Raw genomic sequence first — 16,248 nt, forward strand, 5'->3', positions numbered from 1 at the left:
CTTCAAGCTAGCCCTGGTCAGTCGGAGGAAGCCGGGATTCGGCTCTGTAGTTCGCGCCCGTCAATTTTCGTAACGGCCAGGTAGATACTGGACCTGTTGCGCCACACAAGTACCTGCGCTGATCGCAGGCTGTGGAGGTCAAAGTTCGATTCGCTCTGGATCTGGGATCGCACGTCGGACGACAGCCGTATGGAGGGATTGGCATCCAGGAATCGATACGAGAGAGCATAGAGCGTTATACTTGCGCCGGTGGAGTCGTCGATGTATCGAACCGCAGGAGCCTGTACGCCCGGTGCAATCTCTTCTATTCCCACGCCACCGAGCGTCGCCCCGTTGATCACGGGAATACGGGATCTAACACCGGTATGCGTTTGCAGAAACCGCTCGCCTCGATCGCGCGATGAGGTGCGAAGGTCAAATCGAAACGACTCTGCTTTGCGTGCGGTCAGGACGATCAAGTCTTGCTCCGGCTCCTCACTGAGTGTCGAATGAAGATAATCTGCTCCAAATCCGACGGCGAGCACGAGGGCGATGCCGACGAGGATCGACATGGGTCGGATCGGACTGCGGCGTTTCCGTGGCGCGCTGGCACCGGCGCGAGCCGGTGCATCGACGGATGTTGTCTTTTGCGCAACGCGTACCTGCGGTCCGGCCGATGCCGCGATTCGCGATCGAAGCCCGTCGGAGGCGCGAGGCAGCTGCCGGGATATGGCCGACAGCGAATCCTTCAGCCAGTCATCCGGCAGTCCGTCAATGAGATGCACGCGCTGTTCAGGGCCTGATTCCGAAAAGAGGCTCTTGTGAATCTTGGTCAGCACATTCTGTCGTCGCTCCTCCAGAACGACCGCCGACTCACCGGTGACCGCTGCAATCTCATCCATCGACAGAGCGTCGATTTCAGAAAGGAAGAGCAGACGCCAGTCCAGTGAGTCCAGCCCCGATAGGACCTGATGCACCACCAAACGTGCACGCTCGGTCGCTGCTGCCCGGTGGGTATCGCTCACTACTTGCTCGACGACAGTGGCGGTCGCGTCCGTGTCATCGCCACTTTGCCGGGCTTTCCCCAGTTCGGCCAGGAGTAGTTCGCGCGGGCGTCGCGGATCACCATTGCGATGCGCAGCGATCGCCCTCCTGAATGTTTCCTCGACGAGTTTCTCGACAGCTTCGTCGCTTCCCGCCGACAACTGCGCAGCGCGCTGCACCGTGTCGAGGTGGGTCAGGAACGGCTCCACACCTTCCAGAGAATCAATGGGCATGTTAGTCAAGGAATATCACGTTGACGGCTGCTCCTCGCTGTATGTCGAAGAGGCGCGAGGCGTTTCCCGAGTTGACCGCAACTTCGAGGTAATCCGCGCTGTCGAAAAGCACGAGCGGTTCGCCTGCGGCAACGTCACCGTAGGTAGTTGCAACATCTCGAAGTATTCCGTTACCAACAAAACACTTCATGGTTCGGCCACGGCGGTTCTCTTCGAATGACTGACGAGAGATGTTCGTGATGCAGTTCCCAAAATGATCTACGTGCACGACCCATCCCTGAATACCTTGCTCGTCGTTGATCGGCAAAGCCCAGTGCAGCCGTTCAAGTGCTTCGACCGGGCTACCGACATCGCGAATCGATCGGCCCGATGCAAGATGGGCGGCGACAGGAGCGAAAATGTCCCGTCCGTGAAAAGTGCGGCTGGGTGAGTTCGTTCTCCAGTATTGCGCCCTGTCGAGTTGAACCAGTTCATCCGGCGAACCGTCGTCCAGGAGGAGGGAGAAAATTCCGTTGTCGGGACCAACAAAGCGGTGATCACCTTTCCTCAGAGCGACGCATCTCCGATCGGAGCCCACGCCGGGATCGACAACAACAAGGTGCACGGTCCCGGCAGGGTAGTACGGAACAACCCGCCGCAGAACGTATGCCGCCTCCATCACGTCCTGTGGGGCGATCTCGTGAGTGACATCGATCGTTCGGATCTGCGGGTCGATACGCGCGATCACACCCTTCATGACGGGCACGTATGCATCGCGATAGCCGAAGTCAGTCGTAATTGTCAGTATGCCTGACACAGAATCCGGGTTGTGGGTAGACGTCACGTCCGGATGAACAACTCACCCGGACACTTAAAAAATAGTGCAAGAAATCGTGGTGTGTACGATGCCCGCCAAGGTGGCGGCGAAGTCGATGATCGGTCTCTTCCGGTCCGCGCCTGCCCAGCCGTGGAACTGACCACGAGCCGTTAAGTCTCAAGGAATGTGCATCCCGGAGCGAGGTGATCACCGTGGCAAATCCCGTACAGAGTGTTGAAGGCGCGCAGACCGCGCTATCTGAGAGACATGAGCAGGCTCTGGACATGTTCGTCAGTTTCTGGGGAGACATGGCTTCCCGGTGGGGGATTAACCGGACCATGGCTCAGATTCACGCCCTCCTGTACGCGTCGGAGGAACCACTCGATACAGACGAGATAATGGAGGCGTTAAGCGTAAGTCGCGGCAACGCGAACATGAACCTCCGATCTCTAATCGACTGGAAGCTCGTTTTCAAGGTACAGCGGGAGGGTTCGCGGAAGGACTTCTACGAGGCGGAAAAAGATGTCTGGCATATTACCGCACAGATAATTCGCCGCCGGGAAAGGCAGGAAATCGAGCCGGTAATGGAGCAGCTGCGTGGCTGTCAGGACGCCCTTCGAGCCGGCAGTCCAGCCGCCCTCGACGCGGACGAGGCCCGGTTCGATGAACGCATAGAAAACCTCATGCGGCTGATGGAGGTGTTCGATCGGGTAACCACAGCGCTGCTGCCCTTTATCCAGGAAAAGCATGCCCCGATCATTCGGCAGCTGATTCACATGGCTGAGTCGCTGCAAAAGAGCGACGCCCGGGCAAGTGACCAGGATGATGAGTGATCGGCAACTCGGGCAACGCGGCGAGAGTATCGCGGCCGAGTATCTCGAGCAAAAGGGCATCCGAGTCCTGGATCGGAACTACCGCTTCGAGCGGAATGAGATCGACCTTGTGTGCTTCGATCCCGACGGGCACGATGCAGGCGTCGGAGAGATTGTGTTCGTTGAGGTCAAGACGAGAAGCGGTGATGCGTTTGGCCGACCGGAGGAGGCGGTGACTCCCGAGAAGAGGGATCGCATCGTCGCGGCTTCCAGGGCCTACCTGTACGAGAAAAAACTTGAGGGCGCGGCGTGCCGGTTTGATGTTGTAAGTATCATCATGCGTGATGTGGGCGCGGACATAGATCACTTCAAAGACGCTTTCTGGGACTAGTCGATCGCTATGGCAGACGCAACCTATCGCGCGGATGTAGCGGTCGTTGGAGGCGGCATTGCAGGAATTGTGGCGGCGCTGCAGTTGCTGGATGAAGGCCTGAGTGTTGTCCTGCTGGATCGGGATGATCGCGAAAGCCTGGGTGGTCTCGCCAAATGGTCGTTCGGCGGCATATTTCTGGTCGACTCACGCGAGCAGCGACGGCTGGGGTTCAAGGACGACCCCGAACTGGCACTGCAGGACTGGCTCCGGGCCGGTGAGCTGGACCCGACCGATGAATGGCCGGGCCGATGGGCCCGGGCCTTCGTTGAGGGCGTCGCGGACGACGTCGACGACTGGTTGCGCAGGCTCGGTGTAAGGTTCTTTCCGGTTGTGCACTGGGTCGAGCGGGGTGGCGATGCCGCCGGAAACTCCGTGCCGCGCTTCCATATGGTCTGGGGAACTGGAGATCGGCTGATGGAAGTGCTGGTCGGCCGATTGATGCAACATCCGCGACGTGCCCACCTGAGCTTTCATTTCCGCCATCGCGTTACCGATGTCGAGCTGGCAAACGGACGCGTTGCCGGGGTGACAGGCACTGATGAGGCAGATGGCACGCAGTTTCGAGCCGATGCGCAGTCGGTCGTTGTAGCGGCCGGCGGATACTGCGGAAACATCCCGTGGTTGCGCAAGCACTGGGATCACGATCTGGGAAGGATTCCAGAAACGATCCTGAACGGGTCCCACAGGTACGCCGACGGTGATCTTCATCGGGTGGTCGAGAACAGGGGAGGTGTTCTTTCGAATCTCGACAGGGCGTGGTTCTACGCTGCAGGCGTGCATCATCCAAACCCGCGCCACCAGTTGCACGGTCTGAGTATTGTCCCGCCGAAGTCGGCCCTCTGGCTCAACTTTCGCGGTGAACGCATAGGGCCCGATCCGATGGTAACAGGGTTTGATACGAGGCGTCTCGTGCAGCAGGTCTGTCATGAGGACAGGCAATACTCCTGGCAGGTTATGAACAGCCGCATCGCCAGAAAGGAGCTGGCGGTCTCCGGCTCCGAGTTCAACGAAGCGATTCGGAATCGAAAAGTGTTCGGATTCTTGAAGTCAATATTGATGGGTAACCGTGCGCTCGTTCAGACGCTCGCTAGAGATTGTGAGGATGTGATCGTTGCGAATTCAGTTGCGGAACTTGCTGGCCGCATGAACGCAATGACAGGCTCGGACGACGTGGATGCCCACGCACTCGAGGCGATGATCAAGGCATACGATCGGGGAATCAGTACGGGCACCGCATTGAAAGACGACGAGCAGGTCCGTCGAATTGTTGAGGCGAGAAAGTACCGGGGCGACCGGGTCCGAACGTGCAAGTCACAGACGATTCTAGACCAGGGCGCCATGCCGCTGATCGCCATCCGTGAGTTCATTCTCTCCCGAAAGAGTCTCGGAGGGATTCGTACGGATTTGTCTTGCAGAGTTTTGTCGGCGGATGGCCGGCCCGTGCTGCCGGGACTGTATGCCGTTGGTGAGTCTGCCGGATTCGGTGGCGGTGGTATTCACGGCAAGCGATCTCTCGAAGGCACTTTCCTCGCAACGTGTATCTTCACCGGCAGAAGAGCGGCGCGATCCATCGCTGGAGTGACATAATGAAGAGAACGGGAGCGGAACTGGCAGTCTATGCCCTTGAACAGATCGGTGTCAGGAGAACCTTCGGCATACCGGGGGTCCATAACACCGAACTGTACGATCAACTTGGTGCTTCCGGAAAGATCACACCCTACCTCGTCACGCACGAGGCAGGTGCCGCGTTCATCGCCGATGGACTGTCTCGAACCAGCGATGAGATCGGGACCTGCGTGATTGTGCCGGCGGCGGGGACGACGCATGCGATGAGTGGAATCGCTGAGGCGTTCCTCGACGGAGTTCCGATGCTGATCATCTCGGGCGGGATTCGTCGAGATACGGGCCGATCGTTTCAACTCCATCAAATTGACCAGGGCAAGCTCCTCGAACCCGTCACCAAATCCTATTTCCTGATCGAGAGTCACGCGGACATTATTCCGACGATGTACAGGGCGTTTGAGATTGCCACGACCGGCGTTCCCGGGCCCGTCTTTATCGAGATTCCTGTTGAGATCCAGCTCTTCCGCGGACATGTTGATGCGATGCCAACGTTCCAGCCAGGCGCTCAAGCCCGAGTGATCGACGAAGGGGCCATTGATGCTGCCATCGATTTGCTCACGTCGGCCCGGCGGCCCGGAATCTATGTGGGATGGGGCGCCGTCGATGCTTCGAATGAAACTAAGAAACTGGCGGAGAGACTTGTTGCACCGGTCGCAACCACGGTTCAGGGCGTCAGCTCCTTTTCCGCCGATCACCCTCTGCACACGGGGGTAGGGTTTGGCGCGGCATCCGTACCGGCTTCACGCAACGCGTTCGACAAATGCGATTGCCTTCTCGCCGTGGGCGCACGATTCTCCGAGCTCGCTACAGGAAGTTACGGCATGGACGTGCCGGAGCGGTTGATCCATATCGACATCAGCGCCGATGTCTTCGACCGCAACTATCCCTCGGAGGTCAGTATTCTGGGGGATGCGAGTTTCGTCCTGCACAAGATTAACGAGCGGCTCGGCGATTGGTCGTCCAGCCGCTCCGCCGACAAACTCGCGGGCAAGATCCGCAAAGACAAGAGCGACTACCTGAACGTGTGGCTCGCGGACCGACCGAAGGAACGGGTGTCGCCCGGTCGCTTTTTCTCTAGCCTTCGTGAGACGGTTCCCGACGATGCCATTCTCGTGCTCGACGACGGCAAGCATACTTTTCTTGCAGCGGAACTCTTCCCGGTACGGGGTCCTCGGAGATTCATTTCGCCCACGGACTTCAACTGTATGGGCTACTGTGTGCCGGCTGCAATAGGTGCGAAACTGGGAAATCCCGACAAGATGGTTGTAGCGGTTGTCGGAGACGGAGCGTTCATGATGACCGGCATGGAGTTGATCACCGCGGTCACGAACAAAGTTGGCCTTGCGGTCTTTGTGTTTCACGATGGCGAGCTCGGTCAGATATCGCAGTTTCAGCAGATTCCACTAAACCGCAAGACGTGCACAATCATCGGTGACCTTCACGTGGATGGCGTCGCGCATGCCACGGGTGCCGCGTTCCTGAGTCTTGACAACGACACGCAGGTACAGGCGATCGTCCAGGAGGCCTGTGAAATGGCGGCCGGAGGGGAGACTGTTGTCGTCGACGTCAGGATCGACTACTCGCGAAAGACGTGCATGACGAAGGGAGTTGTTGAGACGAACCTCAAGCGATTCCCGATGGGGGAGAAGGCCCGGTTCGTAGGGCGGGCCGCACGGCGACATCTGCTGAAATGACCCGGTCAGCTGGGCCGATATTCCCTGGGTACCTCGTCGGCCACTCTCTCAAACGCAAAGTAGCCGTAGAATGTGACGCCGTACGGGTCAAGCACGTCACCCTTCCAATCGAACGTCGTGGGGCCTTTCTCGAGTCGCATCCAGGACGTCTGGTATCTGGGGCGTCGGCGAGGCTCGCGAGACCAGTCGATGTACGACTCATCCTCAATCTCGCCCGTAAACGTGATCTCTACGAATCCTTCGAAGTCGAGTGTGTATTCGTTCGGCCCAGCTCCGGCCTTGAACACGCTTGCTGCATCGATCGGGAATCGTGTACCGGCCGTCGGACCTCCACCCATCTCGCCCGGTGCCGAGCTGCCCATATTCGTGCGTCCGTACGTCTTGAACCCCTGCTCTTCGGTTTGTCCGGCTATCAGTGCCAGCAAGAAATGGCGGAATGAACCGACAAATGCGGTGCGGCGATTCGCCGCCCATGTCGCGGCCTCTTCCGGGGACGACGGAGTCAACTCCTCGAACAGTGGCTCGCCGTCGTACTTCGTCCTTCGAGGATCGGCGGAGAAATCCTTAAGGAAGTACGTAACCTGATACCCCAGACCTTTGTTCTTGATGACGAGAGGTTCCGGGGCCAGCGCACGAAGGTTGCCGCCCGATCCTTCGAAATCCAGGATGGTGGCGTTTGTGATTTCCGTTTCCTGGGCATTCGGCGTCTGGCCAATGAAGAGATCCTGGAATCTTTCCAGGCGGCGCTGCCATCGCTTGTCCTCCTTGGCTTCGACCGCGATACCCTCCAACTCGTACACACTCGGCTTGAGCTCGAAAATGATCGTGCGCACCGCCTCGGTCCGGAGCAACATGTCCCTGAAATCCGGCTCGTAGCCAATCATGGAAACATAGAGTCGCATGGCGCCGGCCGGAATGCCTGTGAGTCGATATGACCCGTCCAGACCTGTGCTGGTGCCCACGAGAGAGCCAGCGATGAAGACGTTTGCGCCCGGCAGCGGCTCACCCGATTCGGCATCCAGAACCATCCCTGCAAGAGTGACAGTCGGGACGCGCTGGGCCAGGGCGGGTGGCAGGAGGAGCAAAGATGAAGCGAGCAGGAGGCTCAGTCCGACAAGACTCTTTTTCATGGTCTCGATTCGGTGGATGGGTCGGGATAGTTATTACTCCCATAGAGCAATAATCGATCCTGAGACGTGAACGCGCACCCGACCTGTGCTGACACCAAGGCGAGCAGGCGTAGGGAACGATTCTCTGGCCAAGGCCGGTGGAAGCGATGGAAATTTATGCATTTCTGCTCCTGCCGAGTGGACAGACAGCCCACTAAGCCGAACAGCCAGGCGGCGCGACAGGCCTCGCGATTCGCCTTTAATTCGCCCGTTTCGGGTCGATAGAAGATAGGAATAAGAACTCTCCACCGAGACCATGAAACGACTCCTCTTCGCTGTATTCGCCCTCCTGACGATTTCGAGCACCTCTGAAGGACAGAATCTGTCGAACAATATCTCGACCGTCTCCAGCGAGTACTCGCGATTGTACGTCGGACCCCTTGTCGACGCCTACGGAGCCAATATTAACGCCGGTCTATTTCACACGGCCCGGATAGGGGGAGGACTGATACCGAAGGTCGACCTGTATGTCGGAGTGAAGGTGTTCGGTGCGCTACTGCCAGCCGACCGCTCGCTGTCGTTTTCGTACCAGACCGAAGAAGTCTTTACCGGCCCGGACGGCTCGCAGTATCGGGTTCCTGTGGTGTTCGAAGTCGAGGAAGCCCCAACGGTATTCGGCGAAACCGATGCCGGTGAGATTACGGCGGAAGTGAATGAGACGGTCAACGAAGGCCTAGATGGCGTGCTTGGAACCGCTGACGACATTGTGATCTGTGAGACCGCATCGCTGAGGCTTTTGCCCGGGCTCATCAACACGCCCGTTGCACCTCTGTTAATACCGCAGGTTGGGATCGGCTCGTTCGCGGGTACGGACATCCTGGTCCGCTATTTGCCGACGGTCAGCACCGATACGTACGGCAAGATATCGTTTCGTGGATTCGGGGTTCGGCACAGCATCAGCCAGTACATCCCGATGTTTCCGGCCAGTCTGTCCGCGCAGTTCGTTTATCAGCGGTTGTCCATCGACGACGCGAGCGAGCGACAGACCCTGCGCGCCAATGCCTATGCCGCCAATGTGGCCATCAGCAAATCGCTGGCGGTGATCACGCTTTATGGTGGCCTGCAGATCGAGAAGACCAAGGTAGCCTTCGACTACTCATACGACACGGGCATTGCAGAACTCGGGATTCAGGAGATCAGGTTTACGGACCAGGCCGGGAATCGCTTTCGCGTTATCGCCGGCCTGACGTTCTCGCCTGGCCCGCTGCAGGTCAATGTTGACTACGCACTGGGCGCTATGAACACCGTGTCAGCCGGCGTGGGCATCTCGCTGTAGCGGGAATTCTCAGGTGGCGTTGACGATCGCATCGATCGTCAACGGGTCTTCGAGACTCGAGGTATCACCCAGCGTTTCGTCTAGAAACGCGGCACGAATCAGCCTGCGCATTACCTTGGCATTTCGCGTCTTAGGCAATGCAGCACAAAATTTTATGTGCTTTGGTTTAAGTGGCTTGCCAAGAGCGATCGTCACCATCTGAGTGAGTTCTGATCGAAGGTCTTCGGAAGGAACGGTTCCTGATTTCAGGACACAGAACGCGGCGAGAGCCTCACCCTTAATTTCATCCGGGACGCCGATTGCCGCGCTCTCCGCCACCGTGTCGTGGGCATTCAGGATCGCTTCGACTTCTGCCGGACCAAGACGCTTGCCGGCCACCTTGATCGTGTCGTCGGATCGGCCCAGGATGTACCAGAGTCCGTCGCTGTCGACCGCTGCGAAGTCGCCATGCAGCCACACGTCGGGATACGTGCTCCAGTAGGTCTCGACATATCGGGCACGGTCGTTCCAGAATCCACGCGTCATCCCGATCCACGGCTGCCGGATGACGAGCTCACCAACGGCCTCACGAACTGGTTGTCCATTTTCGTCAACCACATCGGCAGCCATACCGACCACCGGTCCCGAGAACGAGCATGGCTTCAGCGGCTTGAAGAAATTGCCGCACAGGATTCCTCCGCTGATCTCGGTGCCTCCTGAGTAATTCAGGATCGGTTTCTTGCCCTCAAGCGCGTGCCGGAAGATCCAGAGCCACGACTCAGGATCCCACGGACTGCCTGTCGATCCGATCGCTCTGAGGGTACTGATGTTGTGATTCTCAAGCGGGCCCGTGCCGTGCACCATGAGAGCCCTGACCAGCACCGGCGAGAGCCCAAGGTGAGTGACGGTGTGTGATTCCACGATCTGCCAGAGTCGGTCGACCTCAGGGAAGTCGGGCGCTCCATCGTAGATGACCATCGATGCACCGTTGAGTAGCGTTCCGAACACCAACCACGGACCCATCATCCAGCCCATGTCGCTCATCCAGTACATCACGTCTTCGGGCTTCAGGTCCATGCTGTGGCGCATGTCCTGAGCTGCCTTGATCGGGAATCCACAGTGTGTATGTACGGCGCCCTTTGGTCGTCCCGTCGTGCCGCTCGTGTAGATTACCATGACGACGTCTTCGGCCGAAGTTCGCTCCGTAGCTGCCTCATCCGATTGGTCGGGTACAAGATCGTGCCACCAGTGGTCGCGTCCCTCTGTCCAGGGCACGTCGTCGAGACCCACACGGCGGTGTACGATCACGTGCGCAACTGACGTCGCGGATTGAAGCGCATCGTCTGCCGTCTGCTTCATGGCGACGGCCTTTCCTCGCCGGTAGAAACCGTCCGACGTGAAGAGCGCTTTCGCTCCGGCGTCGTTGAGCCGCGTCGCAATCGCACCCGGTCCGTAACCGCTGAACAGCGGTAGTATGATCCCTCCGATCTTAATGATCGCCAGAAACGCAACGATAATCTCAGGTGTCATCGGCATGTAGAGGCCGACGGCGTCACCCGGCATCAGCCCCAGCGACCTGAGTGCGTTGCTGCATTTGCATACCTCGCGGTTGAGCTCCTCGTACGTAAATGTGCCGCGCCGACCGTCTTCAGATTCCCATCGGAGTGCCGTCCTGTCTCGATCAACTCCCGATTGCCATTTGTCGAGCAGATTGTGGACGATGTTCATCTGGCCTCCCGTGCACCATTTCGGGAACCGGAGGTCATCCGACAGATCGACGACCTGATCATACGGACGCGAGAATTCAATGCCCAGATCTGCAATCGCGGCGTCCCAGAACCAGGCGATGTCGTCGGTTGCCTTCTGAAGCAGTTCATCGTACGATCCGATTCCTTCCCGCTTCATGAACGCCGCCAGATTGCTCTCGTCAATCCATTTCTGGTTTGGATGCCAGGCCACATTCTGATTGAAGGGAAACTGGCCGTCGCTGTTTGGTCGGGACATCGACATACGGACACGTTGCTAGTGGGAGATCTCTCGATCCGGTGAAACACTTGGGGCAGGTGGGACGTGCACCTGCTGATAACGGCAGCCTGGAGCGGAAGGCGGTTGATATATGATGCCTACGATCAAAGCTAGACAGGATTGTTCATGACCAGCAAGAAGATAATTCCGGCCGACGAACTTCGACGTCGTCTTACGCCTGAGCAGTACAGGATAACGCAGGAGAAGGGAACCGAGCGTGCCTTTACGGGCGAGTATAACGATCACAAGGCCGACGGGGTCTATCGATGCGTCGTCTGCGGCGAGCCACTCTTTTCCTCATCGGCCAAGTACGACTCCGGATCTGGATGGCCGAGCTTCTACGAGCCGGTGGATGAGGAGGGCGTCGAAATGGAGTCCGATCGAAGTCTGGGGATGGTCCGTACGGAAGTAACCTGCGCATCGTGTCACGCGCATCTGGGCCATGTCTTTCCGGACGGTCCCCGGCCGACGGGTCAGCGTTTTTGCATCAACTCGGCTTCACTCGACTTCAAGGTCGAGGATGACAGGCCTGCGGACGAGGATCGATAGCTAGGCTGTTCGCTGTTTCAGAGGCAGGGTCCGTCGGATAGGCGGACCCCGGCGACCCGTTTCGTCATCCTTCAGGTGGCAGAAGGACCTCGTCCACCACGTGCACCACGCCGTTCGTTGCGTCGACGGTCCCGAGAATCTTGACCCCGTGTACGAACGTTCCCTCGTCGGTCACCTTGACGTCGATGTAATGTCCCGTTGCCTGATACAGCTTCATGCCGTTTTTCAGGCCGTCGCCCGCATAGGTACCTGGGGCTGCATGGAACGTGATGATCTGAGCGAGCTTCTCTTTGTTCGCCGGCTCTAGCAGGTCGTCCACCGTGCCTGGAGGCAATTTGTCAAACGCCGCGTTCGTGGGAGCAAAGACGGTGAGTGGTCCCGCGTTGACCAGAACGTTCTCCAACTCAGCGGCCTGCACCGCAGCTACGAGAGTCGTATGGTCGGGAGACTGCAGGGCTACCTGAAGAATATTCGGGTCCGATACGTTGTCCGTCACTCCTGCCTGGCCGTGCGTCGCAGCACTGGCATCCGTCTCGTTCGCTGCCTCATCGCGTGATCCGCACGCGACCAGGAGTGTTAGCGACAGGACGGCTGTAAGTTGTATCGTGAGTAGTCGTTGCATTTCAGTTCGGGTTTTTTTTGGATGAGGAAAGAGTAAATGACGGCACCGATCAGAAGTCCTTCTTCCGAAACGTCCGATGGGCGAGCAAGAGTGTGAGTGACGTCCACAATATCAGCGCACTTGTGGCGATGACCAGCCCCAACACACTGCCGAAGAACTGCTCGAATACGGCTCCCGTATAACCCATCAGCGCGGAAATATCGATCTTCAGAAGCAAGAGGATTCGGCCGAGATCGATCGGATTCAGGACGGTGAATCCGATCATCGCTTTCTCGAGGGGGTAGGCACTGAACGAATATGATGCGATCAGTACCAGTCCGTCGTAGAAGACCGAGAAGAGCAGCCACAAAAGGAGCGAGATGCCTACGCCCTGCACCCGGTTCTCGGCTCGAAGCGCCACGACCAGAGCAAGGGCTGTGAAAACCAGGGTCAATAGTACCCCGGTGACCAGCAGCATCACGAACGTACCGGACTGCCCGCCAGTCAGGGCTCCATGAACAGCAAGCGGTATGCCGACACCCAGGATGAAACCGAACGAGAGTGGAAGTGCCAGTCCCGCGTAAAGTCCGCCGAAGAGAGCATGGCGACTTACAGGCTGGGACAGCAGGAGTTCGATAAAATTGCGTGCGTGATACACGTACATCGTACCGAAGACGATGCTCACCAGCGGGATCAGTATCAGAACGACATTCATCAGGCTCACGATCACTCTTGAACCCGTCCCACCGAACTGAATGAGGATCTCGGTAGCAAGTGCGAAGAACACCGTGTACAGAATAACCCAGTGGCCACGGATCACATCCTGAAGCTCGTACTTTACGATCTTTAGCGTAGTGTTCAAGCGGCTGCCACGGTTGAGACCATGTCCAGGCTGGATGGATCGGTATTTTCGCGTAGTCGAGTGAGAAGTTGCGCCACTGCGCGTTCCAGCCGGGACTGCCCCGTCTGCTCCTTCAAATCTTTGACCTGCCCATCGAAGTAGACCGCGCCATCGAGAAGGAATACGATTCGATCAGACAATTCCTCCACCTCACTCATGATGTGAGACGTAAGAATGATCGTTCGACCGGCCTCCCGCTCCTGAAGAATCCGATCCTTCAGAACGCTGCTCGCGACTGGATCGAGTCCGGCAGTAGGTTCATCGAGTATGAGCACCTTCGGCTCAAACAGAAAGGCGATGACAGCACTGACCTTCTGGCGGGTCCCGCCCGAGAGCGTCTGAAACGGCTTGTCGAGATCTGACTCCAACTCGAACTGATCGAGGAGTGTTGAATCGGGGAGGTCGTTCCTGCCGCGCAGGTCGGTGATCATTCGGATAATCTCGCGTCCGGTGAGGTTCTCCGGAAAATGTGCGTGTTGCGGCATATAGCCGATCTCGCTGCGGTACGCCCAATCTCCATTCAACTGATGTCCATCGACTGAAATCACTCCCGAATCGGGACGTGTAAGTCCCAGCAGGCACTTTATAAGTGTGGTCTTGCCGGCACCGTTCGGACCAACAATCGACGTCACGCAGTTCTGCGGAATTCGCAGATCAACACCGCGAAGGACCGGGAGCTTGCCGAATGTTTTCGTCAGTTCGCCGATTTCGATCATTGGATCCTGTTCATAACTGGTTTCGAGTCTACCAACGTATCCGGAGTCATGATGGGGATGATGCGCTCGGTAAAGTCGAGGATGCTCACAAAGAAACTCCGGAGGAGCATCAGCGCGGGCTCGTTTTGCTGTACGATCTGAGAAAAGAGGCGGACAGGCCGGAACGGGACGTCGCCGAAGCCGTCGCGGTCGAGATCGAAACCGCGATAGTTGTCCCAGTAGTTCGCATGGAACGTACTGAAGTTATTGCGACTGTTCGTCGCGACGTCGAAGGTGTTCCCCGTGAAGTTGTTGTTCGAGAACGTGTTGTCCATGGAGTTGGCCATAATTCTGACGGCCCATCCGTTCTCCTCGAAATCATTGCTTTCAACTCGCACACGATTGATGCCTTCGGCATACAGGCCGGTCGAGTTACCCCGGAAGACGTTTGAGACAATGTGACTGTCAGTGATATCCTTCAGTAGCAGTCCGTAGGATGATCCACCCCAGTTGTCTTCGAAGATGTTGTCCGTCATCTGCACGTTCTCCGTGTACATGACCGCTACGCCGGCGCCATTCTGCTGAAATCTGTTCTGGACATATGTGCACCGGTCGGAGAACATGAAGTGGAGCCCGTATCGGACGTTGCCGGTGCTGACGTTGCGTTGAATAAGCGCGTCTTCAACGAACTCAAAATAGATCCCATCCCGATGTCCGGAAACCACGTTGTCTTCGATCACGATATCCCGCGAATACCAGAGGTGGATTCCGTTGCCCGACTGTGACTCCCGGTGGGCCGCGCCGATAATCTGGTTGCCAAGAATCTGGCAGTTCGCCGATTTGGCGAGATAGATGCCGAAGAACGTGTCCTCAAGTCTATTGTCTTCAATCCTGCAACCGCGGACATCGTCGACCTTAATTCCGGCCCGATCTTCTACGAAGCTGACCGTGACATTCCGTATAACGAGTCCCCGGATCGTGACATTGTCGGCGGTGACGGTGAATGCCTGACCTCCGTCTCCGTCGAATACCGGACGATCGACACCGATGATTTCAATCGACTTGAAGACCTCGATCGTGCCCTCGTGGTATACGCCCGGTTGCACGATAATCCGGTCGCCGTCGTGTGCCAGGGCGATCGCTGCCTTCAGCGTAGCGACTGCGCCGTCGGGCCCGACTGTGATGTCGCGGGCTGTCCCAGCTCCTGCGAGCAATAAGCACAGTGCCAATCCGGATATGATGCGACGCCTGCAAATCATGACTTCACGAGGTGGAATCCGTCGTCGGTACCCGGCGCTTGCCACCCCACTCCGTCCGGACAAGGTTGTGGACCTCGTCCCAGGAGATTACCTGCCCGCCGAACACGTTTTGAGCTCCGTGAACATCCTGATCACGGGAAAAGGCCGTGATGTTTGCCCCCATAGGGCTCAATAGCTGTGTGCTCTTCAAGAACCTGGCGTCGGCGACACTGATCAACTGCTGTGGGACAGAGTAGTCGACGACGTACGTGCCGTGGATGTCTTTCTCTGGCACTTCGTTCTCTTGCTGATACGCAACCAGGCACTCGACAGAGTCGAAGGTATATATCTTGCCCGTCCGAGTTACGAGCTCGCCGCCATAGCGTTCTTCCACGAGTGTCATCCGGCAGTAGTCACACTCATGCACACCATACTGAAGCGGCTTCACGGCAGGCGTACACGCCGCCAGAATCACACTGGCCAACAAGGCTGCCATTAGCGTGGGTATTCGATTCATTGTGTGTCTTGCGTGGTCTTTTCGCGCCTGCCGGCTTTCCGTTCTTTGAAGGACAGATACATCCCAATGAACATCGACACAAAGATCGCCCAGCCGCCTGCCGCGGGCATGGAGATCGCGGTGAAGTTGAGCAGCTTCTTTGATCCGATCAACGGGGGCTGATAACTCATCCCGGGGATGTTGATGGCAGCCTTCGGGTTGAGATTGTGGCCGTAGTCGTACTCCCACATGTAGAAGTCCACCAGACCAACGAGCGCCACGAGCAAGAAGAGTATGGTCCAGGTGTACAGCAGAACCCTGTTACCGGACGCCGCGGCGACCAGTCCGAATACAAGCAAGAATCCGATGATGTAGGGCATCACCTTCAATTCCGTGATGGACTCGGGCTCGATTGTCTTCATCCCGATGTAGTGGTTCAGATTGTTGATCTTGCCCAGGTCATGCTTCTGTTGGCCCGTGATCTTGTTCACCCAGATGTACATGCCGAGCCCTTCGGGATATTGCGGCGCCTTAAGCGATATCCTCCAGATGGGCACCAGGAAGGACACGATGAGCAGGAGGGAGGCGCCTCCGAGGAATAGCCTGGATCGATTGGTCACGACGGTGATCTAGTGTGATTAGAGGTGCGTTATCGCGTCCGTAATTCTCGGACGCCGACCCGCGCCGGCGCCCGAGAACGTGGAC

At 57.7% G+C, this 16,248-nt stretch carries 16 protein-coding genes; 6 read left to right on the top strand and 10 right to left on the bottom strand.

All coding sequences use genetic code 11. The features are described 5' to 3' along the window. Positions 1-17: 17 nt before the first annotated feature. Both HKN37_16565 and HKN37_16570 read right to left on the bottom strand, forming a co-directional pair. Complete coding sequence (locus HKN37_16565) at positions 18-1,256, bottom strand: hypothetical protein (protein NNE48266.1); 1,239 nt, start codon at positions 1,254-1,256, stop codon at positions 18-20. Between the two features lies 1 nt (position 1,257). Beyond that, positions 1,258-2,052, bottom strand: coding sequence for an SAM-dependent chlorinase/fluorinase (locus tag HKN37_16570; GenBank protein NNE48267.1), 795 nt, complete (start codon positions 2,050-2,052; stop codon positions 1,258-1,260). A 284-nt stretch (positions 2,053-2,336) separates the two neighbouring features. Between HKN37_16570 and HKN37_16575 the strand changes: the two genes are divergently transcribed. Genes HKN37_16575 through HKN37_16590 form a run of 4 tightly spaced genes read left to right on the top strand, consistent with a single transcriptional unit; the run spans position 2,337 to position 6,614 of the window. Further along, a complete protein-coding gene (locus HKN37_16575) occupies positions 2,337-2,885 on the top strand; it encodes a hypothetical protein (protein ID NNE48268.1) in 549 nt (182 codons plus the stop codon). Beyond that, entirely contained in the window at positions 2,878-3,255 is a 378-nt protein-coding gene (locus HKN37_16580; GenBank protein NNE48269.1) for a YraN family protein, read from the top strand. The genes HKN37_16575 and HKN37_16580 overlap by 8 nt, the downstream gene beginning before the upstream one ends. 9 nt (positions 3,256-3,264) lie before the next feature. After that, a complete protein-coding gene (locus HKN37_16585; GenBank protein NNE48270.1) occupies positions 3,265-4,884 on the top strand; it encodes an FAD-binding dehydrogenase in 1,620 nt (539 codons plus the stop codon). Then, positions 4,884-6,614 carry a thiamine pyrophosphate-binding protein gene (locus HKN37_16590; GenBank protein NNE48271.1) on the top strand — a complete coding sequence of 577 codons (1,731 nt, stop codon included), beginning with the start codon at positions 4,884-4,886 and terminating at the stop codon, positions 6,612-6,614. The genes HKN37_16585 and HKN37_16590 overlap by 1 nt, the downstream gene beginning before the upstream one ends. A 5-nt stretch (positions 6,615-6,619) precedes the next feature. On the opposite strand, the gene HKN37_16595 is transcribed toward HKN37_16590, so the two are convergent. Further along, positions 6,620-7,744, bottom strand: a complete 1,125-nt coding sequence (locus tag HKN37_16595; GenBank protein NNE48272.1) for a carboxypeptidase-like regulatory domain-containing protein — start codon at positions 7,742-7,744, stop codon at positions 6,620-6,622. A 295-nt stretch (positions 7,745-8,039) separates the two neighbouring features. Between HKN37_16595 and HKN37_16600 the strand changes: the two genes are divergently transcribed. Continuing rightward, positions 8,040-9,059 carry a hypothetical protein gene (locus HKN37_16600; GenBank protein ID NNE48273.1) on the top strand — a complete coding sequence of 340 codons (1,020 nt, stop codon included), beginning with the start codon at positions 8,040-8,042 and terminating at the stop codon, positions 9,057-9,059. Between the two features lie 9 nt (positions 9,060-9,068). Here the strand turns inward: HKN37_16600 and HKN37_16605 are convergent, their stop codons facing one another. Further along, positions 9,069-11,048 (bottom strand): AMP-binding protein, encoded by a 1,980-nt coding sequence (locus HKN37_16605; protein NNE48274.1) that lies wholly within the window; start codon positions 11,046-11,048, stop codon positions 9,069-9,071. 141 nt (positions 11,049-11,189) lie between these two features. Between HKN37_16605 and msrB the strand changes: the two genes are divergently transcribed. Continuing rightward, a complete protein-coding gene (gene msrB, locus HKN37_16610) occupies positions 11,190-11,612 on the top strand; it encodes a peptide-methionine (R)-S-oxide reductase MsrB (GenBank protein ID NNE48275.1) in 423 nt (140 codons plus the stop codon). 64 nt (positions 11,613-11,676) lie between these two features. Here msrB and HKN37_16615 read toward each other — a convergent pair whose 3' ends face one another. Genes HKN37_16615 through HKN37_16640 form a run of 6 tightly spaced genes read right to left on the bottom strand, consistent with a single transcriptional unit; the run spans position 11,677 to position 16,172 of the window. Next, positions 11,677-12,234 carry a fasciclin domain-containing protein gene (locus HKN37_16615; protein ID NNE48276.1) on the bottom strand — a complete coding sequence of 186 codons (558 nt, stop codon included), beginning with the start codon at positions 12,232-12,234 and terminating at the stop codon, positions 11,677-11,679. A gap of 49 nt (positions 12,235-12,283) precedes the next feature. Further along, positions 12,284-13,075, bottom strand: coding sequence for an ABC transporter permease subunit (locus HKN37_16620; protein NNE48277.1), 792 nt, complete (start codon positions 13,073-13,075; stop codon positions 12,284-12,286). Next, complete coding sequence (locus tag HKN37_16625) at positions 13,072-13,830, bottom strand: ABC transporter ATP-binding protein (protein NNE48278.1); 759 nt, start codon at positions 13,828-13,830, stop codon at positions 13,072-13,074. The genes HKN37_16620 and HKN37_16625 overlap by 4 nt, the downstream gene beginning before the upstream one ends. After that, on the bottom strand, positions 13,827-15,068 hold the full coding sequence (locus tag HKN37_16630) for a nitrous oxide reductase family maturation protein NosD (protein NNE48279.1): 1,242 nt from the start codon (positions 15,066-15,068) through the stop codon (positions 13,827-13,829). The genes HKN37_16625 and HKN37_16630 overlap by 4 nt, the downstream gene beginning before the upstream one ends. A 4-nt stretch (positions 15,069-15,072) precedes the next feature. Then, entirely contained in the window at positions 15,073-15,564 is a 492-nt protein-coding gene (locus HKN37_16635; GenBank protein NNE48280.1) for a hypothetical protein, read from the bottom strand. Beyond that, complete coding sequence (locus tag HKN37_16640) at positions 15,561-16,172, bottom strand: hypothetical protein (GenBank protein ID NNE48281.1); 612 nt, start codon at positions 16,170-16,172, stop codon at positions 15,561-15,563. Before HKN37_16640 ends, HKN37_16635 begins: the two co-directional genes overlap by 4 nt. Positions 16,173-16,248: the final 76 nt, after the last annotated feature.

This window comes from Rhodothermales bacterium (genome assembly GCA_013002345.1).
Taxonomy (GTDB): domain Bacteria; phylum Bacteroidota; class Rhodothermia; order Rhodothermales; family JABDKH01; genus JABDKH01.